Source organism: Bacteroides sp. K03 (assembly GCF_019734355.1).
GTDB lineage: Bacteria > Bacteroidota > Bacteroidia > Bacteroidales > Bacteroidaceae > Bacteroides > Bacteroides nordii.
Genome location: NZ_JAASHC010000005.1, coordinates 1 through 25,527, shown reverse-complemented (window position 1 = coordinate 25,527; position 25,527 = coordinate 1). Strand labels below are relative to the sequence as shown.

19 protein-coding genes are annotated in these 25,527 nt (G+C 43.6%); 17 read left to right on the top strand and 2 right to left on the bottom strand.

The genetic code is table 11. The features are described from left to right. The first annotated feature begins 60 nt into the window (after window positions 1–60). From dxs to HCG69_RS05625, 15 genes are all read left to right on the top strand, one after another. Window positions 61–2,022 (top strand): 1-deoxy-D-xylulose-5-phosphate synthase, encoded by a 1,962-nt coding sequence (gene dxs, locus HCG69_RS05695; protein ID WP_221649240.1) that lies wholly within the window; start codon window positions 61–63, stop codon window positions 2,020–2,022. Further along, on the top strand, window positions 1,991–2,161 hold the full coding sequence (locus tag HCG69_RS05690; protein ID WP_221649239.1) for a hypothetical protein: 171 nt from the start codon (window positions 1,991–1,993) through the stop codon (window positions 2,159–2,161). Before dxs ends, HCG69_RS05690 begins: the two co-directional genes overlap by 32 nt. 56 nt (window positions 2,162–2,217) lie before the next feature. Next, complete coding sequence (gene trkA / locus HCG69_RS05685) at window positions 2,218–3,558, top strand: Trk system potassium transporter TrkA (RefSeq protein ID WP_221649238.1); 1,341 nt, start codon at window positions 2,218–2,220, stop codon at window positions 3,556–3,558. 99 nt (window positions 3,559–3,657) lie between these two features. Continuing rightward, window positions 3,658–5,109 (top strand): TrkH family potassium uptake protein, encoded by a 1,452-nt coding sequence (locus HCG69_RS05680; RefSeq protein WP_221649237.1) that lies wholly within the window; start codon window positions 3,658–3,660, stop codon window positions 5,107–5,109. Between the two features lie 249 nt (window positions 5,110–5,358). Beyond that, on the top strand, window positions 5,359–5,733 hold the full coding sequence (locus tag HCG69_RS05675) for a hypothetical protein (RefSeq protein WP_221649236.1): 375 nt from the start codon (window positions 5,359–5,361) through the stop codon (window positions 5,731–5,733). A 148-nt stretch (window positions 5,734–5,881) separates the two neighbouring features. Continuing rightward, on the top strand, window positions 5,882–6,232 hold the full coding sequence (locus HCG69_RS05670) for an NADH-quinone oxidoreductase subunit A (protein ID WP_221649235.1): 351 nt from the start codon (window positions 5,882–5,884) through the stop codon (window positions 6,230–6,232). After that, window positions 6,223–6,810 carry an NADH-quinone oxidoreductase subunit B gene (locus tag HCG69_RS05665; RefSeq protein WP_002559332.1) on the top strand — a complete coding sequence of 196 codons (588 nt, stop codon included), beginning with the start codon at window positions 6,223–6,225 and terminating at the stop codon, window positions 6,808–6,810. The genes HCG69_RS05670 and HCG69_RS05665 overlap by 10 nt, the downstream gene beginning before the upstream one ends. 97 nt (window positions 6,811–6,907) lie before the next feature. Continuing rightward, a complete protein-coding gene (locus HCG69_RS05660; protein WP_221649234.1) occupies window positions 6,908–8,500 on the top strand; it encodes an NADH-quinone oxidoreductase subunit D in 1,593 nt (530 codons plus the stop codon). A gap of 137 nt (window positions 8,501–8,637) precedes the next feature. Further along, window positions 8,638–9,714: an NADH-quinone oxidoreductase subunit NuoH gene (gene nuoH / locus HCG69_RS05655; RefSeq protein ID WP_002559330.1), complete on the top strand. Its 1,077-nt coding sequence runs from the start codon at window positions 8,638–8,640 to the stop codon at window positions 9,712–9,714. 65 nt (window positions 9,715–9,779) lie between these two features. Next, window positions 9,780–10,250: a 4Fe-4S binding protein gene (locus HCG69_RS05650; protein WP_002559329.1), complete on the top strand. Its 471-nt coding sequence runs from the start codon at window positions 9,780–9,782 to the stop codon at window positions 10,248–10,250. A gap of 92 nt (window positions 10,251–10,342) precedes the next feature. Beyond that, window positions 10,343–10,855 (top strand): NADH-quinone oxidoreductase subunit J, encoded by a 513-nt coding sequence (locus HCG69_RS05645; RefSeq protein ID WP_221649233.1) that lies wholly within the window; start codon window positions 10,343–10,345, stop codon window positions 10,853–10,855. A 153-nt stretch (window positions 10,856–11,008) separates the two neighbouring features. After that, a complete protein-coding gene (nuoK, locus tag HCG69_RS05640; RefSeq protein ID WP_025818955.1) occupies window positions 11,009–11,317 on the top strand; it encodes an NADH-quinone oxidoreductase subunit NuoK in 309 nt (102 codons plus the stop codon). Between the two features lie 46 nt (window positions 11,318–11,363). Beyond that, window positions 11,364–13,292, top strand: coding sequence for an NADH-quinone oxidoreductase subunit L (gene nuoL, locus HCG69_RS05635; protein WP_221649232.1), 1,929 nt, complete (start codon window positions 11,364–11,366; stop codon window positions 13,290–13,292). 97 nt (window positions 13,293–13,389) lie between these two features. After that, the gene (locus HCG69_RS05630; RefSeq protein ID WP_221649231.1) at window positions 13,390–14,874 is read left to right on the top strand and encodes a NuoM family protein; all 1,485 of its coding nucleotides are present in this window, start codon (window positions 13,390–13,392) and stop codon (window positions 14,872–14,874) included. Window positions 14,875–14,915: 41 nt separating this feature from the next. Then, entirely contained in the window at window positions 14,916–16,358 is a 1,443-nt protein-coding gene (locus HCG69_RS05625; protein ID WP_221649230.1) for an NADH-quinone oxidoreductase subunit N, read from the top strand. Between the two features lie 207 nt (window positions 16,359–16,565). On the opposite strand, the gene HCG69_RS05620 is transcribed toward HCG69_RS05625, so the two are convergent. After that, window positions 16,566–19,382, bottom strand: coding sequence for an ATP-binding protein (locus HCG69_RS05620; protein WP_221649229.1), 2,817 nt, complete (start codon window positions 19,380–19,382; stop codon window positions 16,566–16,568). A gap of 217 nt (window positions 19,383–19,599) precedes the next feature. Between HCG69_RS05620 and HCG69_RS05615 the strand changes: the two genes are divergently transcribed. After that, window positions 19,600–22,398, top strand: a complete 2,799-nt coding sequence (locus tag HCG69_RS05615; RefSeq protein ID WP_221649228.1) for a TonB-dependent receptor — start codon at window positions 19,600–19,602, stop codon at window positions 22,396–22,398. A gap of 25 nt (window positions 22,399–22,423) precedes the next feature. Beyond that, the gene (locus HCG69_RS05610) at window positions 22,424–23,935 is read left to right on the top strand and encodes a hypothetical protein (RefSeq protein ID WP_221649227.1); all 1,512 of its coding nucleotides are present in this window, start codon (window positions 22,424–22,426) and stop codon (window positions 23,933–23,935) included. Window positions 23,936–24,132: 197 nt separating this feature from the next. Here the strand turns inward: HCG69_RS05610 and HCG69_RS05605 are convergent, their stop codons facing one another. Further along, on the bottom strand, window positions 24,133–25,335 hold the full coding sequence (locus HCG69_RS05605; protein WP_221649226.1) for an AGE family epimerase/isomerase: 1,203 nt from the start codon (window positions 25,333–25,335) through the stop codon (window positions 24,133–24,135). Window positions 25,336–25,527 lie beyond the last annotated feature (192 nt).

Here is a 25,527-nt window from a genome sequence, read left to right as displayed (position 1 = left end):
ATTAAAAAAGAACGTCTTTCCTTTTCTTTTCGTATTTTTGCATACCAATTCAGTCAGAACATGAAAAATGAACCCACATATAACTTGCTAAACGCCCTGAATACTCCCGAAGATTTGCGACGGCTCACGCCTGAACAATTGCCTGAGGTATGTGACGAACTAAGGCAAGACATTATCAAAGAAGTTTCCTGCAACCCGGGCCATTTTGCCGCCAGCCTGGGAGTGGTGGAGCTCACGGTGGCTCTGCATTATGTATTCAATACACCTTATGACCGCATCGTCTGGGATGTGGGGCATCAGGCTTACGGACACAAAATTCTCACCGGACGCCGCGACACCTTCTCCACCAACCGGAAACTGGGAGGCATTCGTCCCTTCCCATCGCCCGAAGAGAGCGAATATGATACGTTTACTTGTGGACACGCCTCAAACTCCATTTCGGCAGCGTTGGGCATGGCAGTAGCAGCCATGAAAAAAGGAGAACTGGGCCGCCACGTAGTAGCTGTCATCGGCGATGGTTCAATGAGTGGCGGACTGGCTTTTGAAGGGCTCAACAATGCATCGGCTACCCCAAACAACCTGCTTATCATACTGAATGATAACGACATGGCTATTGACCGTAGCGTAGGTGGAATGAAACAATACCTGTTCAATCTGACCACCTCTAACCGTTACAATCAACTACGGTTTAAAATTTCACGCCTGCTCTTCAAAATAGGACTGCTGAACGAAGATCGTCGGAAAGCACTCATCCGCCTGGGAAATAGCCTAAAATCACTTGTTGCCCAGCAACAAAATATTTTTGAAGGGATGAATATCCGTTATTTCGGTCCGGTGGACGGACATGATGTGAAAAATATTGCCCGCATCCTACGGGATATCAAAGATATGCAAGGACCTAAAGTACTCCACCTGCATACCCTGAAAGGGAAAGGATTCGAACCGGCAGAAAAGCATCCGGGTATCTGGCATGCACCCGGTAAGTTTAATCCGAAAACAGGAGAACGCCTGGTTGCCGACACAAACGGATTACCGCCACTCTTCCAGGATGTCTTCGGACATACCCTGATTGAGCTAGCACAGCAAAATCCACGCATCGTAGGAGTTACTCCTGCCATGCCTACAGGATGTTCCATGAACTACATGATGGAGCAGATGCCGGACCGTGCATTCGATGTCGGTATAGCCGAAGGACATGCCGTGACCTTCTCCGGCGGAATGGCAAAGGACGGCATGCTGCCTTTCTGTAATATCTACTCCTCTTTTATGCAACGGGCTTATGACAATGTAATTCATGATGTAGCTATTCAGAAACTGCCGGTGGTGCTGTGTCTCGACCGCGCCGGTCTGGTAGGCGAAGACGGCCCAACGCATCACGGTATGTTCGATCTGGCGTATATGCGTCCGATACCCAACCTGACTGTAGCGTCGCCCATGAACGAACACGAATTACGCAGACTGATGTATACCGCCCAACTGCCCAATAAAGGCCCATTCGTGATACGATATCCACGCGGACGAGGAGTATTGGTAGACTGGAAATGTCCATTGGAGGAAATTCCTGTAGGACGTGGAAGGAAACTGAAAGAAGGAAACGACTTGGCTGTCATCACCATTGGCCCCATAGGCAACACAGCCGCCAAAGCCATAGCGCGGGTAGAGAAAGAACAACCCGGAAGAAGCATCGCTCACTATGACCTGCGTTTTCTTAAGCCACTGGATGAAGAGCTACTTCATGAAATAGGGAAACAATTCAGACACATCGTGACCATAGAAGACGGAATCAGAGCCGGAGGTATGGGCAGTGCGGTGTTGGAGTTTATGGCAGATCACGAATACACTCCCGAAATACGACGCATAGGTATACAAGATCATTTCGTAGAACATGGAACAGTTGCACAGTTGTATGCACTCTGCGGATTGGATGAAGAAGGAATAGTGAAGGAGTTAGAGAAGGGAGAAGTAGAAAAAATGAAAAAGTGGGAGAAAGATGACAAAGAAAGAAGCTATCAAGCTGTTTGAAGAGAAAAAGGTACGTGCCATGATGGAATATAAAGTAAGTGCTGGAAATAAATTAAAACGCAGATTAACGCAAATTTTCGCAGACGGTAAGGCTACGCTATATTTGAGAAAAGATATTCTTTGCGTTAATCTGAGTTAATCTGAGTTTCAAGACTTGTTTAATACTTAGAACAAAAAAAACAGCAATAAGTAGAAATGAAAATAATCATAGCCGGTGCCGGTAATGTAGGCACACACCTCGCCAAATTATTATCCCGCGAGAAGCAGGATATCATATTGATGGACGACGACGAAGAGAAACTCAGCGCGTTGAGTAATAACTTTGACCTCATGACTGTCACCGCCTCCCCTTCTTCCATCTCGGGACTGAAAGAGGTAGGAGTAAAGGAAGCCGATCTGTTTGTAGCTGTCACCCCGGACGAGAGCCGGAACATGACAGCCTGTATGCTGGCTCATAACCTGGGAGCGCTGAAAACAGTAGCCCGCATTGATAACTACGAATACTTGTTGCCCAAAAACAAAGAGTTTTTCAAGAAACTGGGCGTAGACTCATTGATTTACCCCGAAATGCTGGCAGCCAAAGAAATAGTATCATCTATGAGAATGAGCTGGGTGCGCCAGTGGTGGGAGTTCTGTGGCGGAGCGCTCATCTTGATCGGTGCCAAGATGCGTGAAAAGGCCGAAATTCTGAATATACCGCTTCATCAGTTGGGTGGCCCCACAATTCCTTATCACGTGGTTGCCATCAAACGAGGTACGGATACAATCATCCCCCGGGGAGATGATGTTATTAAACTGAATGACATCGTCTATTTCACTACTACCCGTAAATACATTCCCTACATACGTAAGATAGCGGGTAAGGAAGATTACGCCGATGTGCGTAATGTAATGATTATGGGTGGAAGCCGTATTGCCGTACGTACAGCCCAATATGTGCCGGATTACATGCAAGTGAAAATCGTAGATAATGATATCAGTCGTTGTAACCGACTCACAGAATTGCTGGACGACCGTACCATGATTATCAACGGAGACGGACGCGACATGGATCTGCTTATCGAAGAAGGATTAAAAAACACAGAGGCTTTCGTAGCACTGACCGGAAATTCGGAAACGAATATTCTGGCTTGTCTGGCAGCTAAACGTATGGGTGTTGACAAAACAGTAGCAGAGGTAGAGAACATCGACTATATCGGTATGGCAGAGAGCCTGGATATCGGTACAGTCATCAATAAAAAGATGATTGCCGCCAGCCATATCTATCAAATGATGCTGGACGCAGATGTCAGTAATGTAAAATGCCTTACATTTGCCAACGCAGATGTAGCTGAATTTACAGTTAAAGCTGGTTCTAAAATAACCAAACATCTCATCAAAGATTTAGGATTGCCCAAAGGAACCACCATTGGAGGTATGATCCGTAACGGGGAAGGTATATTAGTGACCGGTGACACACAAGTAAATGCAGGAGATCACGTAGTGGTGTTCTGCTTGAGTATGATGATAAAGAAAATCGAGAAATACTTTAATTAATGGACAGTTGACAATTGACAATTGACAGTTACTATGCAGGATGATAACGCAGTCAACTATTAATTGTCAACTGTCAATTGTCAACTGTCAACTAAAGAAATGATTAATTCAAAAATGATATATCGCATCATAGGGTTTCTGTTATTAATAGAGACTGCTATGTTGTTGTGCTGCGGAGGAGTGTCATTGCTCTATCGGGAAGACGATCTGCCAAGCTTCCTGCAATCGGCAGGTATTACGGCATGTGTAGGATTTCTGTTGCTTCTTATCGGACGGGGAGCAGAAAAACGTCTGGGACGTCGTGACGGATATGTCATTGTCAGTGTAGCCTGGGTAGCTTTTTCACTTTTCGGCATGTTGCCATTTTATCTGAGTAGCTATATACCCTCTGTTACAAATGCTTTCTTTGAAACGATGTCCGGTTTCAGCAGCACAGGAGCAACCATACTGAATGACATCGAGCGCCTGCCACACGGACTTCTTTTCTGGCGCAGCATGACGCAGTGGATCGGAGGATTGGGAATCGTATTTTTTACAATCGCCGTACTTCCCATTTTCGGAGTAGGCGGTATTCAGGTATTTGCAGCCGAAGCCAGTGGCCCCACACACGATAAGGTACATCCGCGTATTGGTATCACAGCCAAATGGATCTGGAGTATTTATGCCGGACTGACAGGGGCACTTATCATTTTGCTGATGCTGGGAGGTATGGATGTGTTCGACAGTATTTGCCATGCATTTGCTACTACGGGAACAGGCGGTTTCTCTACTAAACAGGCCAGCATTGAATTTTATCATTCTCCTTATATAGAATATGTAATCTCTATATTCATGTTTGTATCGGGTATAAACTTCACCTTATTATTATTGTTTGTCAACGGTAAATTCAGGAAGTTTATTCATGATGCCGAATTAAAATGGTATCTCTGGTCGGTCATAGGTTTTACCGCTTTCATCGCAATAGTACTTTACTACAATAGTTCAATGGGAGTTGAAGAGGCTTTTCGTAAGTCGCTTTTTCAGGTAGCCTCCCTGCACACTTCTACCGGCTTTGCAACAGCAGACTATATGACATGGCCTTCTGTGCTGTGGGGCACACTAACCGTTATTATGATTATAGGAGCTTGCGCAGGAAGTACTACAGGAGGAATGAAATGTATCCGTTTATTGATATTGGCAAAGATATCCAGAAATGAATTCAAACATATTACACATCCCAATGCAGTGCTTCCGGTGCGTGTAAACAAACAGGTAATATCACCTTCCATACGCTCCACGGTACTGGCATTTTCTTTCTTGTATGCAGTGCTGATTGTTGTCGGTACTCTGGCAATGATGGGCATGGGAGTAGGTTTATTAGAGTCATTGGGATGTACTATATCGAGTCTGGGAAACATGGGGCCGGGCCTCGGTCTGTGTGGCCCTGCTTATTCGTGGAATGAACTGCCCGACATGGGAAAATGGTTAATGTCATTCTTTATGTTACTTGGACGACTCGAATTGTTCACCGTATTATTATTGTTTAGTTCGGATTTCTGGAAAAAGAATTAGAACCTGTTCATATCAGTGAACCAACGTCGCGCTATGTTCTCATGGTACACGAATAAAACGGATAACAACAGAATTTTTTATTTATTGGTTATCAAAGAGAAAGAATATCTTATCTGTTATCATCCATTTATTCATCTTATCCGTGTGCCATAGAAATTTGTAGTGAGTTAAAAAAACCTTTTTTGTCATGCGGAGATTGCAAAAAGAATGAATTTAAATCCTATATTTGCAGCCGTTTAAGGAAGAAACATGAAACAAAGCTTAAAATATGGTATATTTTTAATATTTGCTTTGTTACTCCATTCAGCTATGATGGATGTAACAAAGGAGATTGTTATACCTGATATTCACAGCTACGAAGAATGTTCTGTTTCACAGGCGCGCCCCGTGCGAAATGCTATTGAAAAAATTTATCATTTCTATTCTGTACTTTCCTGCGAAATGGGTTATAGCGACCTTTCACACGTGCCTACCGATAAAAATTTTATCAGGCTGACTGTACGCCAGTGTGAATACAAAGGTCTTATTCCTCCCGATTGTATCTATTCATCGCATCAATATACGCACAATCCTGCAGACCCGATAGTGTTCTACATATACGGGCAGAGGAAAATCTTAATTTAGTTTTACCTCCGGATTACACAGGTACGCAATGTCATTGTGCAATGTATTCTATTTCACTTATCTGTGTCAGTCTGCGTAATCTACGGTGAATTTCACCTTCCGTTTAGTTTCAGAAAAACGTTTCTCAATCTAAATATATACTTGGATTATGAATTTTACATTGTTAGTTGTTGTTTTGCTAACGGCAATTGCATTTGTCGGCGTGGTTATAGCTCTATCAAGAGCCATATCTCCACGGTCATATAATGCACAAAAGTTCGAAGCTTATGAATGTGGTATTCCTACACGTGGAAAATCATGGATGCAATTCCGTGTGGGTTACTACCTGTTTGCTATCCTGTTTCTGATGTTCGACGTAGAAACAGTATTCCTCTTTCCATGGGCTGTAGTAGTACGCGACATGGGCGTACAGGCACTCGTAAGCGTCATCTTCTTTTTAGTAATATTAGTGCTGGGACTTGCTTATGCCTGGCGGAAAGGAGCTTTGGAATGGAAATAACCAAAAAACCAAAAATAAAATCTATCCCGTATGAGGAATTTATCGACAACGAATCGTTGGAGAAGCTGGTTCAGGAACTCAATGCAGGCGGAGCAAACGTCTTCGTGGGAGTGTTGGACGACCTCATCAACTGGGGACGCAGCAACTCGCTGTGGCCACTTACTTTCGCAACCAGTTGTTGTGGTATCGAATTCATGGCACTGGGTGCCGCGCGTTATGACATGGCCCGTTTCGGGTTTGAAGTAGCCCGTGCCAGTCCGCGTCAGGCAGATATGATCATGGTATGTGGTACTATCACAAACAAAATGGCACCGGTACTGAAACGTCTGTACGATCAGATGGCAGATCCGAAATACGTGATTGCCGTAGGTGGATGTGCCGTTAGCGGCGGACCATTTAAGAAGTCTTATCATGTACTGAACGGAGTTGACAAAATCTTACCGGTAGATGTGTATATTCCCGGATGTCCGCCCCGCCCTGAAGCTTTTTATTATGGCATGATGCAGTTGCAGCGCAAGGTGAAGATTGAAAAATTCTTCGGCGGAACAAATAGAAAGGAAAAGAGAAACAGTGAGTAGTGGTTAATGATTAGTGATTAGTACCATGCGGCGTATATTCATTCACTAATCACTACTCACTTATCATTAATCACTTATCACTTATCACTAATATAGTATGCAAGAAATTAAATATATTGAACCCGCAGCGTTGCGTAAAGAAATGACACGCTTGCGAAACGAACGGAAAATGGATTTCCTCGAGAGCCTCACCGGTATGGACTGGGGAGAGCCTAATGAAGGTGATGCATCGGACGCAATCCGTGGATTGGGAGTGGTCTACCATCTGGAATCTACAACAACCGGAGAACGCATCACTATAAAAACATCTACTCTCAACCGGGAAAATCCGGAAATTCCTTCTGTATGCGATCTTTGGAAAGCAGCAGAGATGAATGAACGTGAGGTGTACGATTTCTTTGGTATTGTCTTTTCAGGTCATCCAGACATGAGACGTCTTTTCCTGCGTAATGACTGGATAGGCTATCCGTTACGCAAGGATAATGATCCGGAAAAGGACAATCCGCTCTGCATGACAAACGAGGACACCATTGATACTACAACAGAAATAGAACTAAACCCGGACGGAACGATTAAAAACAAAGAAACCATTCTCTTTGGAGACGAAGAGTATGTAGTAAACATCGGCCCACAGCACCCGGCAACACATGGTGTACTCCGTTTTCGCGTATCACTGGAAGGTGAAATTATCCACAAGATAGATGCCAACTGTGGTTACATCCACCGGGGTATCGAAAAAATGAACGAAAGCCTCACCTATCCGCAGACACTGGCGTTAACGGATCGTCTCGACTATTTAGGAGCACATCAGAACCGACATGCCCTGTGTATGTGTATTGAGAAGGCAATGGGGATCGAAGTAAGTGATCGTGTGAAATACATCCGCACCATTATGGACGAATTGCAACGCATTGACTCTCACTTGTTGTTTTACGCCTGCCTATGTATGGACCTGGGAGCACTGACTGCTTTCTTCTACGGTTTTCGCGACAGAGAAAAGATACTGGATATTTTTGAGGAGACCTGTGGCGGCCGACTAATTATGAACTACAACACCATTGGTGGTGTACAGGCCGATCTGCATCCGAATTTCGTAAAACGGGTAAAAGAATTCATTCCTTATATGAGAGGGATCATTCACGAATATCATGACGTATTTACAGGCAATATAATCGCTCAAAGCCGCTTGAAAGGTGTAGGTGTATTGAGTCGCGAAGATGCAATTTCATTTGGTGCTACCGGTGGTACGGGACGTGCCAGCGGATGGGCTTGTGATGTTCGTAAACGTATCCCTTACGGAGTATATGACAAAGTAGATTTCAAAGAAATTGTCTATACGGAAGGCGATTCTTTTGCCCGCTACATGGTACGTATGGATGAGATCATGGAAAGTCTTAACATCATAGAGCAATTGATTGACAACATCCCCGAAGGTCCTTTCCAGGAGAAGATGAAACCAATCATCCGTGTCCCCGAAGGTTCATACTATGCTGCTGTAGAGGGGAGCCGTGGTGAGTTCGGTGTTTATCTTGAAAGCCGGGGAGACAAAACTCCTTACCGTCTGCACTATCGCTCAACAGGATTGCCATTGGTAAGTGTAGTCGATACCATCTGCCGTGGAGCAAAGATAGCCGACCTGATTGCTATCGGAGGAACATTGGATTATGTGGTACCGGATATTGACAGATAAAGAAATTTACGATTGGACGATTTACAATTTACGATTTGGCTGTGCAAAAACGGGAAGAGTAAATGGTAAATGGAAAAATCGTAAACAAAGAGTGTTTTAAATCGTAAATCGTAAATCGTCAAATTGTAACTATAAATATGTTTGACTTTAGTATTGTAACAAACTGGATACACCAAATGCTGACTTCTGTCATGTCGGAAGGGTGGGCTGTATTCATCGAATGTGTGGCAATAGGGGTATGCATCATACTGATGTATGCGGTATTGGCCATTGTACTTATATATATGGAACGCAAGGTGTGCGGATTCTTCCAATGCCGTCTTGGTCCGATGCGTGTAGGTCCCTGGGGCTCTATACAAGTAATATGCGACGTGTTGAAAATGCTCACCAAAGAAATTTTCAATCCGAAAGGAGCAGACCAGTTTCTCTATAATCTGGCTCCGTTCATGGTGATTATCGCCTCTTTCCTCACCTTTGCATGTTTACCTATCAATAAAGGTATGGAGGTACTCAACTTTAATGTGGGCGTATTCTTCCTGTTGGCAGCTTCAAGTGTAGGCGTGGTAGGTATCTTACTTGCCGGATGGGGCTCCAACAATAAATTCTCTCTTATCGGAGCAATGCGTAGCGGTGCACAAATCATCAGTTACGAACTCTCCGTAGGATTGAGCATCCTGACAATGGTAGTACTGATGGGTACAATGCAATTCTCTGAAATAGTAGAAAGCCAGGCCAATGGCTGGTTCATTTTCAAAGGACACATTCCGGCAGTAATTGCATTTATCATCTATCTGATTGCCGGTAATGCCGAATGTAACCGTGGTCCATTTGACCTTCCCGAAGCGGAAAGTGAATTGACGGCTGGTTATCATACAGAATATTCGGGTATGCACTTCGGATTCTTCTATCTGGCAGAATACCTGAATCTCTTTATCGTATCGGCTGTAGCTGCTACTATCTTCCTCGGAGGATGGATGCCGTTGCACATTTCAGGACTGGACGGATTTAATGCAGTAATGGATTATATACCGGGATTTATCTGGTTTTTCGCAAAGGCATTCTTTGTAGTATTCCTACTGATGTGGGTGAAATGGACTTTCCCGCGTCTGCGTATCGACCAGATTCTGGCATTGGAATGGAAATACCTGGTACCTATCTCATTATTGAACCTGCTACTAATGGTATTAATCGTAGTCTTTGGCCTCCACTTCTAGTGCTTCCCGCACGGGGAGGTGCGCCAAGCGATAAGAGCAATAAGTTAAATAAGAACTATAGAAGAATGAAAAAAGAAGAATATACATATTTAGGAGGTCTGTTTAATGGTATCGGCACGCTGCTGACCGGTATGAAGACCACTATGAAGGTGTACTTCCGCAAGAAGATTACAGAGCAATATCCGGAAAACCGGAAGGAGCTGAAGATGTTCGACCGTTTTCGCGGCACACTGAATATGCCACATAACGAAAACAATGAACATCATTGTATAGCCTGCGGATTGTGTCAGAACGCCTGCCCGAACGATACGATAAGTATCACTACCGAAACAATCGAAACAGCAGAGGGCAAAAAGAAAAAAATACTTGCCAAATACGAATACGACCTCGGTGCATGCATGTTTTGCCAGCTTTGTGTAAACGCTTGTCCACATGATGCTATTACGTTCGACCAGAACTTTGAACATGCCGTATTTGATCGTTCAAAGCTCGTCCTACAGCTAAATCACGAAGGCAGTAAAGTAATAAGTAAATAACGATTAACGTTTAGTTATTAGTGATTAGCAAGTTGCGGTATCTTCTCACTTCCTTATTAATCACTTATCACTGAACACTAAACACTAAATTCATGGAATTTACACTTGAAACAGTAGTATTCTACTTTCTGGCCGTATTCATCTCAGTGATGTGTATCATGACGGTGACAACACAACGCATCGTGCGTTCGGCCACTTACCTGCTTTTCGTACTATTTGGTACGGCAGGTATCTATTTTCTGCTGGGATACACATTCCTGGCTTCGGTGCAGATAATGGTTTATGCCGGCGGTATTGTGGTACTCTATGTATTCTCCATCCTGCTAACCAGTGGAGAAGGCGACCGTGCCGAAAAGCTGAAACGAAGTAAACTCGTAGCCGGATTGGGGACAACAGTAGTAGGAGCAATCATTGTGCTGTTTATTACACTTAGCCACCGCTTTGTATCTGTAGGCAATCCTGAACCTGTAGAGATAACAATCAAAACAATAGGACATGCATTGCTATCAGGAGACAAGTACGGATATATTCTACCATTCGAAGCAGTCAGTATCCTATTATTGGCCTGCATCGTGGGTGGATTGTTAATTGCACGTAAAAGATAAAAAGATTGACGATTGGACGATTGACGATTAGACAATTGAAGTAAGCCCTTCATAGCCTCGTAAATCAGAGGTAGTTTCAATCGTAAATAGTAAATCGTAAATCAAAGTAATCTCAATCGTAAATAGTAAATCGTAAAATCGTAAATAGATATGATGATACACATGGAATATTATCTGGTGGTTTCAACCATCATGATGTTTGCAGGAATTTACGGATTCTTTACACGCCGCAACACGTTGGCTATACTGATATCCGTAGAACTAATGCTGAATGCAACAGATATCAACTTCGCTGTATTCAACCGTTTCCTTTTTCCGGATGGTCTGGAAGGATATTTCTTCGCACTGTTCTCTATTGCTATCTCAGCCGCAGAAACAGCAGTCGCTATCGCGATCATGATCAATATCTACCGTAATATCCGAAGTATCCAGGTGAAGAAACTGGATGATATGAAATGGTAAGAGGGAGAACTTTTAATTTTTAATCTTCAATTTTTAATTTAATCAAATGGAATATACAATATTAATACTTCTCCTGCCTTTCCTCTCTTTCCTGTTATTAGGAATCGGAGGTAAATGGATGACACATCGCACAGCGGGTATCATTGGCACTACTGTGCTGGGAGTGGTAGCTGTGCTGTCATACGTCACTGCAGTGCAATACTTCTCGGCTCCACGCCTGGAAGATGGTACGTTTGCTACATGGATACCTTATAACGTTGAATGGCTTCCTTTCACAGAAACACTGACATTCAATCTGGGAATTTTGCTCGATCCTATTTCAGTAATGATGCTCATTGTCATCTCTACTGTATCACTGATGGTACACATCTACTCCTTCGGCTACATGAAAGGAGAAAAAGGATTCCAGCGTTATTATGCCTTTCTGAGCCTGTTTACCATGTCAATGCTGGGTCTGGTAGTAGCTACCAACATTTTCCAGATGTATCTGTTCTGGGAGCTGGTAGGTGTTTCTTCTTATCTGCTCATAGGTTTCTACTATACCAAACCAGCAGCTATTGCAGCAAGTAAAAAAGCATTTATCGTTACCCGCTTTGCCGATCTGGGCTTCCTGATTGGTATCCTTATCTACGGATATTATGGAGGTACATTCGGTTTCACTCCCGACACGGTTTCACTGATCAGCGGAGGAGCTTCCATGCTGCCTTTAGCACTGGGACTGATGTTTGTGGGTGGTGCCGGTAAGAGTGCCATGTTCCCGTTACATATCTGGTTGCCGGATGCGATGGAAGGCCCAACACCTGTATCCGCCCTGATTCACGCTGCAACCATGGTGGTAGCCGGAGTATATCTGGTGGCACGTATGTTCCCATTATTCATTGCCTATGCACCGGATGTATTGCACTGGATAGCTTACGTAGGTGCATTCACTGCATTTTATGCAGCGAGCGTAGCTTGTGTGCAGAGCGATATCAAGCGCGTACTTGCTTTTTCTACTATCTCACAGATAGGATTTATGATTGTTGCCCTCGGAGTTTGTACTTCTGCCGATCCGCATCATGGAGGGCTGGGTTACATGGCTTCTATGTTCCACCTGTTCACACATGCTATGTTTAAAGCATTGTTGTTCCTCGGTGCAGGTAGCATTATCCATGCGGTACACTCCAACGAAATGTCGGCTATGGGCGGATTGCGCAAATATATGCCTGTGACGCATATCACATTCCTGATTGCATGTCTGGCCATTGCCGGTATACCTCCTTTCTCCGGTTTCTTCTCTAAAGATGAGATTCTGGCAGCCTGCTTCGCTTTCAGCCCGGTTATGGGTTGGATTATGACTGTGATTGCGGCAATGACAGCGTTTTACATGTTCCGCCTTTACTACGGTATTTTCTGGGGCGGCGAGGCGCCGAACCGGGTTTCGTCAAGCGATGATAGCCACCACACTCCACATGGAACCGGAGGAGTTCACCCTCATGAGAGTCCGTTGGCTATGACTATCCCTTTGATATTCCTGGCACTTGTCACCTGTGGAGCTGGATTCATTCCTTTCGGACATTTTATCTCGTCCAACGGGGAATCCTATACCATCCATCTGGATTGGACGGTGGCAGGAACAAGTATTATTGTTGCCCTTTTGTCTATCGCACTTGCCACATTTATGTACAAAGGCAAGAGCCAGCCGCTTGCCGACAGTTTACAACACCGCTTCTCCGGTCTGTGGACAGCTGCTTATCATCGCTTCTACATTGATGATGTGTATCAGTTCGTCACTCACCGGATTATTTTCCGTTGCATCAGCAAGCCCATTGCCTGGTTTGACCGTCATGTGATAGATGGTACATTCAATTTCATTGCCTGGGCCGCTAACGCAGCAAGTGATTCGATCCGTGGCTTACAAAGTGGTCAGATACAACAGTATGCTTACGTATTCCTTTGTGGAGCGTTGGCACTTATCCTGTTGCTTATTCTCTGAGAGTAATTTCAATCGTAAATAGTAAATCGTCAACGTTCCTATGTGTTAAAGATTAGATAATGGTCATGACCGTAGGAAATAAATTGTAAATATAAAGATGAATTTCTTATCAATTTTCGTACTAATTCCCCTTCTGATGCTGTTTGCTCTCTGGCTCAGCCGTAGCATCGCGCAGATACGCACGGTAATGGTAGTCGGCTCTTCGGCACTGTTGATTTCGGCTATTGCGCTAACAGTAGGGTATTTGCAGGCACGCGCCGGTGGAGACACCTCCGAGATGCTTTTCCGGGCCGACACCGTCTGGTATGCACCCCTTCACATAGCTTATTCCGTGGGTGTCGATGGTATCTCCGTAGCTATGTTGCTACTTTCGGCAGTCATCGTGTTTACCGGTACATTCGCTTCCTGGCGTTTGCAACCACTCACCAAAGAGTATTTTCTATGGTTCACCTTGTTGTCTATGGGGGTATTCGGGTTCTTTATCTCAATAGACCTGTTCACAATGTTCATGTTCTATGAAATAGCACTTATTCCGATGTACCTGCTTATTGGTGTATGGGGATCGGGACGCAAAGAATATGCAGCCATGAAGCTGACGCTGATGCTGATGGGCGGTTCTGCCTTTCTGTTGATAGGTATTTTAGGCATCTTCTTCGGATCAGGTGGAACAACAATGAACCTCCTTGAGATAGCACAGTTACACAACATCCCCTTCTCACAACAATGTATCTGGTTCCCGCTTACGTTCCTCGGATTTGGTGTACTGGGAGCTCTTTTCCCGTTCCATACATGGAGTCCCGACGGTCATGCTTCGGCACCGACAGCTGTATCTATGCTCCACGCCGGAGTTTTGATGAAACTGGGAGGTTACGGTTGTTTCCGTATTGCCATGTATCTGATGCCGGAAGCTGCCAACGAACTAAGTTGGATATTCCTGATTCTGACGGGTATCTCTGTTGTGTATGGTGCCTTCTCGGCTTGTGTTCAGACAGACCTGAAATACATCAATGCCTACTCTTCCGTAAGCCACTGCGGCCTGGTGCTTTTCGCTATCCTGATGATGAATCAGACAGCCTGCACAGGTGCTGTACTCCAAATGCTTTCGCACGGATTGATGACAGCCCTGTTCTTTGCTCTTATCGGTATGATTTACGGACGTACCCACACACGTGACGTCCGCGAGTTGAGCGGGTTAATGAAAGTAATGCCGTTTCTTTCGGTATGTTATGTTATTGCCGGTCTTGCCAATCTGGGACTCCCGGGGCTAAGTGGCTTCGTGGCCGAGATGACTATCTTTGTTGGCTCTTTCCAAAATGCCGGTGTATTCTATCGCACCATGACAATCATTGCTTGTACAAGTATTGTTATCACGGCAGTATACATTCTGCGTCTCGTAGGTAAAATACTCTACGGAACCTGTACCAACAAACATCATCTGGCGTTGACAGATGCTACCTGGGATGAACGCTTCGCAGTGATCTGCCTCATCATTAGTGTAGCAGGTCTGGGATTGGCTCCGTTCTGGATAAGTGATATGATATCCGGCAGTGTTCTGCCTGTAGTATCCAACTTAATCCCGTGATCTCCCTTTAATTTTTAATTATTAATTTAGATTTGATAGAAATGGACTATTCACAATTTCTATATATGAAAGAGGAGTTATCACTGATAGCGGTTATCCTCATTGTATTCCTGGCCGACTTGTTTATGGATCCGGAAAAGCGAAATACTCCCGGACATGCACGTTTTGCAACTCTGCTTCCTATCGCGTTGCTGATCATTCATACGGTTATCAACCTGGTACCTGCAGCCGGTAACGCGGAAGCTTTTGGCGGAATGTATCAATATACGCCGATGCAAACCATCATCAAAGCAGTGCTTAACATCGGCACGATTATCGTATTCTTCATGGCTGCCGAATGGCTGAAGCTGGAAGATACAGCAATCAAACGCGGTGAATTTTATATCATGACACTCTCCACTTTATTAGGTATGTATCTCATGATATCTGCCGGACACTTCCTGATGTTCTTCATCGGCCTGGAAACAGCCAGTATTCCGATGGCAGCACTGGTTGCCTTCGACAAATACCGTCACCACTCTGCCGAGGCTGGTGCCAAATACATTTTGACAGCCTTATTTTCCAGCGCTTTATTGCTGTTTGGCTTATCGATGATTTATGGTACTTGCGGTACTCTTTACTTCAACGACCTGCCTGCACACATTGATGGTAATATGTTGCAGGTAATGGCATTTGTATTCTTCTTTTCCGGTATGGGATTCAAACTCTCTCTGGTTCCTTTCCATCTCTGGACGGCAGACGTATATGAAGGTGCACCAAGTGTGGTAACAGCCTATTTAAGTGTAATCTCGAAAGGTTCGGCGGCCTTCGTACTTCTCACAGTACTGATTAAGGTATTTGCCCCGATGATAGCAGACTGGCAAGAGGTTCTTTACTGGATCACAATTGTATCTATTACAATAGCTAACCTGTTTGCGATCCGCCAGCAGAACCTGAAACGTCTGATGGCATTTTCCAGTATCTCTCAGGCAGGATATATTATGCTGGGTGTGATTGGTGGTACAGCTTCCGGAATGTCTTCACTCGTATACTACGTGTTGGTTTATGCAGTAGCCAATCTGGGTGTATTTGCAGTGATTACTATTGTAGCACTCCGCAGCCAAAGATTTACGCTCGAAGATTATGCAGGACTTTATAAGACAAACCCGAAACTGGCATTCATCATGACCTTGTCTCTATTCTCATTGGCAGGCATTCCACCGTTTGCGGGATTCTTCTCTAAATTCTTCATCTTCATGTCAGCATTCCAGGCAGGTTTCCATCTGTTGGTGTTCATAGCGCTGATCAACACTGTAATTTCATTATATTATTACCTGTTGATAGTGAAAGCCATGTACATTACTCCTTCAGACAATCCTGCACCGACATTCCGCAGTGACAACTGTACAAGAATAGGTTTGGCACTTTGTGTATTGGGTATTGTAGGCTTAGGTATTGCAAGTGTAGTTTACCAGACAATAGATAAGTTCGCATTCGGACTGTAAAGGCCGGATGATCATCTTTCAAAGCAGAATATCAGAAGCCTGAGAAAGTTATCAACATATAACTTCTAAACGCAGATTACACAGATGGTCGCAAATTAAATCTAAGTTTTGCGATAATCTGTGTAATCTGCGTTTTTTAATGCAACCGTCATTCCGTGTAAGTGTAACCATCACTTCGGGGTAAGTGCCGATAGCTTCAAGCTGTCCTTACACTATCGGCAATATAAACCAGAAACAGGAACCTTTACCCGGTTCAGACTCCACTCCTATCTCACCATGCAACTGATCTATAATACTCCGGCAAATAGAAAGCCCCAAACCGGTACCATGAACAAATGAATTCAGCTTCACAAAACGATCAAAAATCTGTACCCGGTATTCTTCTTCTATCCCAATACCGGTATCAGATACATAAAAACGAATTCTGCTATCTTCCAATTGTTCATATCCCACTTTAATAGTCCCTTCCGAAGTAAACTTAGCTGCATTATTCACAAAGTTAGAGATAACCTGGTGCAGACGATTACGATCACTCATAATATAACATTCCGGCAAATGTTTATCAAATACCAGCTTTACTGTTCCGGTGGTCTTTCCTTTCATACTACGTACAATGTCCTCACATAATAAGTTTACATTCACCTCTGTAATGGTAAATTCAAAAGTACCAGCTTCTATCTTCGACAAATCAAGGATATCCGAAATCAACTGCAACAATAATTCATTGTTCTCTTCAACAATACCTATGTACTGTTTACGTTCTTCCACATCCTCAGTCTCTACCAGTAATCCGGAGAAACCCACAATCGCATTCAGCGGAGTACGTATTTCATGGCTCATATTGGCAAGGAAAGCACTTTTCAAATGGTCAGCTTCTTCTGCCTTTTCTTTGGCATCAATCAATTTGACCTCAATCTCTTTCATTTCCGTGATATCGTAATTGATACCTATTATCTCTATCAATCCTTCTTCGGGAGCATAATGAGACATCATAATGTTCATACGCACCCAATTCCATTCAGAAAACTCCGGAGCTTTAGAATCCAACATTTCTTCTGCTGTCTTATGCACGCGGACTTCACTACGAAAACTTTTACTGCGTCCTTCTATTACCTCCTGATAGAAATTAAGAATCTGCTTTCTATCATCCGGATGTATTTTACTATATACGCCCACAATATCTGTCAAGGGAGTATCTTCTTCCTCTCCCATATTCTTAAACCACTGCTTTATAGCATACCCTTGCTTATCAAGAAGATTAAGCTTCGCATAGCCCACTTTTGCATAGTCAGAAATCAAAAGGAAGAAGTTTTCAAAGTCCTGTATCTTTTTAATAGCATCCAGTTGCTCGGTATTATCCATATTCAAGAATATATACCCGAGAAACTTACCATCCTTGCCAAAGAACTTACTGACCTTGGTATAGAGAGCTATATATCCTTTTCTTTCAGATTCATAATATTCTCGTATGCTGGTAAACGTATAATTCATACGAAAATCCAGCTTTTCTTCACTGCGCATCCTTTCTCTGATTTCATCCGATATATTCGGATTATCAAATACATTAACGCCCAATACATCTGCTTTGTCACGAACTCCGAATATTTCCATGTCTTTATTGTTAATATCAATCATGAAACCATTCTGATCATAGATTTCTATACCAACAGGTATATTAGCAAAAACTATACTCAAGAGTTTCTCACTACGATCCAATGCCTTGTGTGCCTGTTCAGTCTCTGTTATATCAACAAAAAGTGCCACTATCTCATCTTTTTCTGGAGAATAAACAATACAACGGCTATTTTTACCGGACACAGGAAAAGAGACCTCTAATTCTTTATAACCGTTCCCATCTATAATATCAGCAATGTAGTTCAACTTATGCTGATAGTTGGTATGCAGTTCACTGGCATATTTTCCTATATAATCAGTGTTCGGAATCCCCATCAGATCAGTACACATCTGATTCGTATCAGTGACCAGATAATCTACCGGTTTACCGTCAACACCACGCACAATACTTATATGAATATATCCGATAGGCATATAATGAAACAAATTATGCATGAAAGTCTGCTCGTGTTTAGCCTCATCCCGTGCATTACGCAGTTCGGTACAAATACTAATTATATTGGCCAATGAAGAGAGCCACTGGCAATCGTCATTGCTCCACACGCGAATACGCTTGACTAAGTCTATCCCCAGATATCCACGTATTCTTTCACCAGATTTAAGAGGAACAACCAGTAATGATTTAATATTCTGCCGGCTAAGAATATCAAATTCAGCCGGGGCTTCTTCCTTCAGGTCTTCAACAGAATTAAGGACAATTGGCTGCCCGGAAAGAATTCTCTCCGTCCACCATGGAAGTTGCTGAGCCGGGATATTCTGCAAAATATCAATTTCCGGTTTTACTCCTTCTGCCAGGACCTCAAAAATGCAACTATGATGTTTACACTCCTCGTCGTACTCAAAGATATAGGCACGATCTCCCTGGAAAAACTGAAGTATATCATTCAATATATTATTGATACCAGGCGTAGCATCTGTTTCCTGAATAAAATAATAGAGTGACTGAGATATAGAGTTTTGCCTGGCCAGTTGCTCATTAGTACGTATGGCAAGTCGTACCGCCAAGTCTTTTTCTGCCCCTTCTACCTGACGAATATAACCAAAGGCAATTAACTCACCAGTCTCATTCATTTTCTTAGAACCCAGATGTGAATGAATCCAGATTTCCTTTCCATCAATAAGAAAAGGATAGGTCTGATCATATGCATCAATATACGACAAAGAGATAAACTCACGTTTCGTGCGTTCATAATAATCCTGCCGGATCAGACGAGAAAACGAATTAAAACTTATTTCATCGTTTTCCAGTTTAAGTAAATCGCAAATATACTCAGAACAACGAAAAGTTCTGGTAGTAAAATTGGCCTCCCACCAGCCTATTTGTGCTAAAAAAGTAAGCTCACGCAAACGGTCGTAATCGTCGCATTGAAAGTTTGTAGAAACGGGCATATTATACAATTATCTATATCCGGCAAAAGTAATTAATTAATTATATATTATAGCACTAAAAGTATTTTTTTGCATACAACATTCTCGTATATCGAAAAACCCATAAAGACACCTGATTGTAACAGAAGTGCAAACCAATTGTATTTCAAGTGTATTACCCATGTAATCCCTTCTCCGCAACTTTGCAACGTCAAAAGAAATACATCAATTAATGAATATGAAACAAGCATTTAGAACAGCAATTTCGTTCTTCTTTTTACTCACCGTACTGGCTTTTGCAGCACAAGCAGGTAACATTCACGGTACAATCACAGACCGAACTACAAACGAGCCACTGACCGGAGCAACCATACAACTTTTAGGGACCACACTCGGAACTGTTGCCGACATAGACGGCAAATACCAATTCAACAATCTCAAGAGTGGTGTATATACACTCGAAATAAGATATATAGGTTATAAAGACATCATACAGAAAGAGATAAAGGTCACCCATGCACCACTCATACTTAATTTTGAGATGGAGTCTGATGCACAGACGTTGAATGACGTCACCGTTGTGGCACGCATGAAAAGAAATACCGATGTAGCAATGATGACCGACCAACGCCGAAGCCTGGTAGTACAAAGCGGAGTATCGGCCCAGCAAATCAGTAAAACACAAGACAAAGACGCTTCGGAAGTTATCAAGCGGGTACCGGGTGTATCCATTATCGATGAGAAGTTTGTTATGGTACGCGGACTCTCGCAAAGATATAATAATGTATGGATAAACGGAGGGGCTGTGCCCAGTTCGGAAGCCGATTCACGTGCTTTCTCATTTGACATCATTCCCAGTTCACAACTTGACAACATGGTGATCGTGAAAAGTCCTGCACCGGAATATCCCTCGGACTTCACAGGAGGTTTTATTCTGATCAATACCAAAGATATGCCAAGTGAAAACAGCTTTAACCTCTCTGTGGGTGCGGCAGTAAATGACAATACCCATTTCAGGGATTTCTACTATAATAAGGGAAGCAAAACCGATCTGCTTGGTTTCGACAACGGGCTACGTTCACTACAAGGAGGTATCGACAAAATAATGAATACTTTCGATGGTAAGGCCGTGGACCTGATGAATAACGGATTGAACAATGACTGGACCGTAAAAAGCAAAAAGCCCCTGCCCGATTTGAAACTAAATACTTCCTACAGCCACATCTGGGATACGGAAAGCGGACGTAAATACGGTCTATTGGTTACACTGAACTATAGTAACACCTATAAAACTTACAAGGATATGGAGAATTCCCTGTTCGGAGCTTATGACGTAACTCACGACCACTCAGTATATCTACGCAGAAGCATAGACAACCAATACAATAACGATGTGCGCCTCGGAGCCATGGCAAATCTTACTTTCCAACCCAAAGACAGCCGTCATCATTTTGAATTCAAGAACATTTTCAACCAGCTTGGCAAGAGTCGGTACACCACCCGCGAAGGTATAGATGCACAAAGCAATAATGAACGGAGCATGGAATATTACTACTCCAGCCGGACTACCTACAATGGGCAATTCACCGGGAAACATACCTTTGACAACGGCAAACTGGATTGGAGTACCGGATATGCATACGCCAACCGTAATATGCCCGACCGTCGCCGCATCCTGTTGAATGATGAACTTGAAAAGGACAGGATAGGGCTAACCAGTGGTTCGGATATCAGCCGTGAGTTCTACAAGCTGGACGAACACATTGCTTCGGCCAACATCAACTATCAGCACGAATATTCTTTCGGTACATTCAATCCGACACTGAAAGCCGGTGCTTACAGCGAATACCGCACACGTGAGTTTACCACCCGCCGCTTCTATTATAACTGGAATCAGGCAAGCAACACACTTCCGGCTGACTTTCGCTATATGGATATGATAAATACCGTATTACGTCCGGAGAATTATGGTTTAGACAAACTTCACCTCTTTGAAGAACCCAACAAGCTGAACGATTACAGTGGAAATAATATCCTGGCAGCCGGATACATAGGGGCTAATCTGCCTTTGGGAGCTTTCAATATCTACGCGGGAGTACGTTATGAGTACAATCAAATGGAATTGATCAGCAATACCCGCTCTACAGCCAAAAGCCCCCAAAGCAAATACTATACCAATAATGACCTGTTCCCGTCTCTGAACATCAGCTATGAGCTAACGGAAAAGCAACAATTGCGTCTGGCTTACGGAAAGTCCGTCAACCGTGCCGAATTCCGTGAAGTTTCCAGTTCCGTATATTATGACTTCGATCTGGCAAGTCCGGTAGAAGGAAACCCGGACTTAAAATCTGCGTATATTCAGAATATAGACTTCCGTTATGAGTATTATCCTTCCGGCGGAGAGGTGATCTCAGTAGCACTTTTCTACAAGAACTTCCAGAATCCGATAGAGTGGACTTACACCGTAAACGGAGGAACAGACCTCACCTATTCTTATAAGAATGCCAAAGCAGCCAACAACTATGGTATCGAACTTGATATCCGTAAGAACCTCGGCTTTATCGGCCTGAAAGATTTAAGCTGGACTTTCAACGGAGCATGGATCAAGAGTAAAGTAGAATTCGACAAGAACAGCATTGAGCTTGACCGCCCCATGCAGGGACAATCTCCTTACCTCATCAATACAGGCCTTTTCTATCAGAATGAAAAGCTGGGACTGAATGCTGCCGTACTTTACAACCGCATCGGAAAACGCATCATCGGAGTAGGCCGCAGTGTAGGAAGTGCCGGGAGTGAAAACACCAACAACTTACCCAATTCCTATGAGATGCCACGCAACACGATAGACCTTTCTCTAAGTAAGAAGTTCGGCCGCTGGGAAGTGAAAGCCGGTGTACGCGATCTGCTTGCCGAAAAAGTTTACTTCAAACAGGTCTCGGAGGTACGCAAAGGTGACGTGAAGTCCGAACACGAAGAAATCACCCGCGCTTATCAGCCCGGAAGAAATATTAATCTGAGTATTAGTTTTAATCTATAATTCATCACTTAAACAAAGAATGACAATGAAAAAGAGTATGTTTGCAGCCCTTTGCCTCTCATCTATATTGGCACTTGGCACCATAACAAGTTGTAGCGATAACGAAAGTGCTCCTTCTTACTTTATCGATCCGAATGAAGACACCAACATTAAAGATCTGGAAGTACTCTTCGGCAATAATGAGGGTGCACAACAATGGGAAGTGAAACAGAACGTACACATCACCAAAGGTACGTATCTCATGAAAGGCTGGTGTTACATCACTGACGGAGTAACGGTAACCATTGACCCGGGTACGGTAATCCGTGGCGACAAGAGTACAAAAGCCGCTTTGATTGTAGAGCGTGGTGGTAAACTGATTGCCGAAGGTACAGCCCAAGAACCGATTGTAATGACTTCCATGATGAAAAAAGGTCTCCGTCGCCCGGGTGACTGGGGTGGACTCATCATTTGCGGAAAAGCAAATAACAATCAGAAAGAGCAGCAAATAGAAGGTGGCCCCAGAACCAAACATGGAGGCAATGACGATAACGATAACTCCGGTATCTTCAAATATATCCGTGTAGAGTTTGCCGGTTTCCCTTTTGAAAAGGATAAGGAAATCAACGGTATCACTTTCGGTTCGGTAGGTAAAGGTACGGTAGTAGACCACCTGCAGGTTTCCTATTCTAATGACGATTCTTTTGAATGGTTCGGCGGAAGCGTAGCCTGCAAGCACCTGATTGCTTACAAAGGCTGGGACGACGATTTTGATACAGACAATGGATTCTCCGGAAACGTACAATTCTGCCTGGGCGTGCGTGACCCGAAAATTGCAGACGTATCACAGAGTAACGGATTTGAGTCGGACAACTGTGCTGACGGTAATATCGCAGCCACCCCTACCACAACAGCTGTATTCAGTAATGTTACCTTTGTAGGCCCGGCCACAAAACTCAACGCTGACTTCCAGAATACTTCGGACTACATCAATGCCGGTGATCTCTACCCCAATAACAACTCCGGTCTTGGTAAATTCCAATCGGCTATGCAGATACGTCGCAGCAGTAACCTGAATTGCGTTAATTCCGTAGCCATCGGCTGGCCTATCGGACTGATCATTGACGGTGAAAAAGGAAATACGGTTGAATCGGCCAAAGAAGGGAAGATCGTATTGCAAAACATCTATCTGGCTTTGGGCAAGAACTCGGTTGTGGGTACGGATGCTAACAAGAAGTACGAAGATGTACTTGGTACATACAGCGACGGCAAGATTACTTACGACGAAACAAAACCATCTTATTCCAGTACTTTCTTCAAAGCACAGAAAGGAAATACAGTGTTTGAAAACGAAGACGATCTGAAACTAACCGACACGAAAAACGTAGGACAGAAGTATGCACCAACAAGCGAAAGCCCACTGCTGGGTAAAGCTTCGTTCAATGCCGTACCCAATGCTACCCAACTGGAAAAGGTTACTTATATCGGTGCTTTCTCCGCACAAGACAACTGGATGGATAACTGGACCAACTTTGATCCGGAAAATACAGACTATTAGTGCTTCCCGCACGGGGAGGTACGCCAGGCGATGAGACTATTTAAATATTAGATAGATAGGATTGCCCGGTGTAGGGAGTTGTTTTACATGTACATGTAAAGCAGTACGACATGTACATGTGGGACAGTACAACATGTACATGTGGAGCAGCTTTACATGTACATGTAAAACAACTCCGCATGCCGGGCAACAAACCATTACTCTACGAGGCAAAGCCTCATCAGTACTTCCATACACATACGCCCGTTATGATAAGGGCATTTCCAGAAACCGGCTTTATCGTCTTCGCGGTTCACTGTGCCATCGGCACGGATACTCCAATACCATTCACCATTCTCCCGGTCTATGAGATACTTCCTGATAAAATCCCAGCAGGCAATGGCCTTTTGCAAAGCCTCCTTATCATTGAAATGCTGGAAAAGGTTCATATAGCCAACCACTGTCTCAGCTTGTACCCACCAATGACGGTCGGCATCTACCCGGTAAGTATCGGGATTCTTTTCATAAATCATCCCTCCTTCCGAAGTAAACCCTTCAGAAGCTGCTATCGCTATTTGTTTCACAATCGGTTCTACCTTTGCCAGCAAGTCTTTGTCGCCCAGCTCCAGTGCGGCCTCATGAATAAGCCAGGAAGCTTCAATATCATGACCGTAAGAAACAATCCGGTATTTGCTATTCCAGTCATCATCAAAAAAGAGTTGCAGGTGACCTGTTTCCCGATTTAGTATTTTATCGGTAAAAATCAGGATAAGATTATACAGTTGCTTTTTCAGTCGTTCATCTTTCCACACCCGGTAAAGGTTGGTATAGGGTTCGAGAATATGAAGATGAGTGTTCATCGTTTTACGCTCATTGGCATCTTTCTCGCTGAGACGCATGTCTTCTATTTCATCCCACTCGCGGGTGAGGGCTTCACAATAACCATTTTTCACAGCGTCAAAGCTATGCGCTTCAATGCTCTCAAAGAGGCGTACGGCATAGTCAAGAGCTTCCTTATCTTCGGTAGCGCGATTATATTCACTCAGCCCATAAATAGCAAAGCCGAGGGCATAAATCTGTTTCTTTGTATCGAGCGGCGCTCCTTTGCAGTCAAGACTCCAATAAATACCACCAAACTCTTTATCGTAAAAGTGGTGAATAATGTACTCTTTGGCACGGGTGGCCATAGCAAGGTATTCTTCTTTTTTCAACAAACGATATGCGGCGGAGTAAGTCCACAAAATGCGGGCATTAAGGATAGCTCCTTTCTCTGCTTCGGGCACCCGTTGTTCCATGCCGGTGATACGCCCGTAGAAACCACCGTTCTCTTCGTCCACCATTCGGTTCATCCAATAGGGCAGGATATTGGTAGTAAGTACCTCCTGCACCTCTTGCTTCAAAGTTGATATAGATTGATTCATATTTGTATGATTTTGAGTGTATTTCACCACAGAGGACACAGAGGACACAGAGCTTTAAATCTTTATTGAAACGCAGAATTCTAAGACCTGCGCAAATATTTGTGCAAGAAAAAACAGTTAAATAAGTTAAATGGGTTGCTATCTAGTGTAGCAGCCTGTTTAACTTTTATATGTATTCAACTCCACAAACGG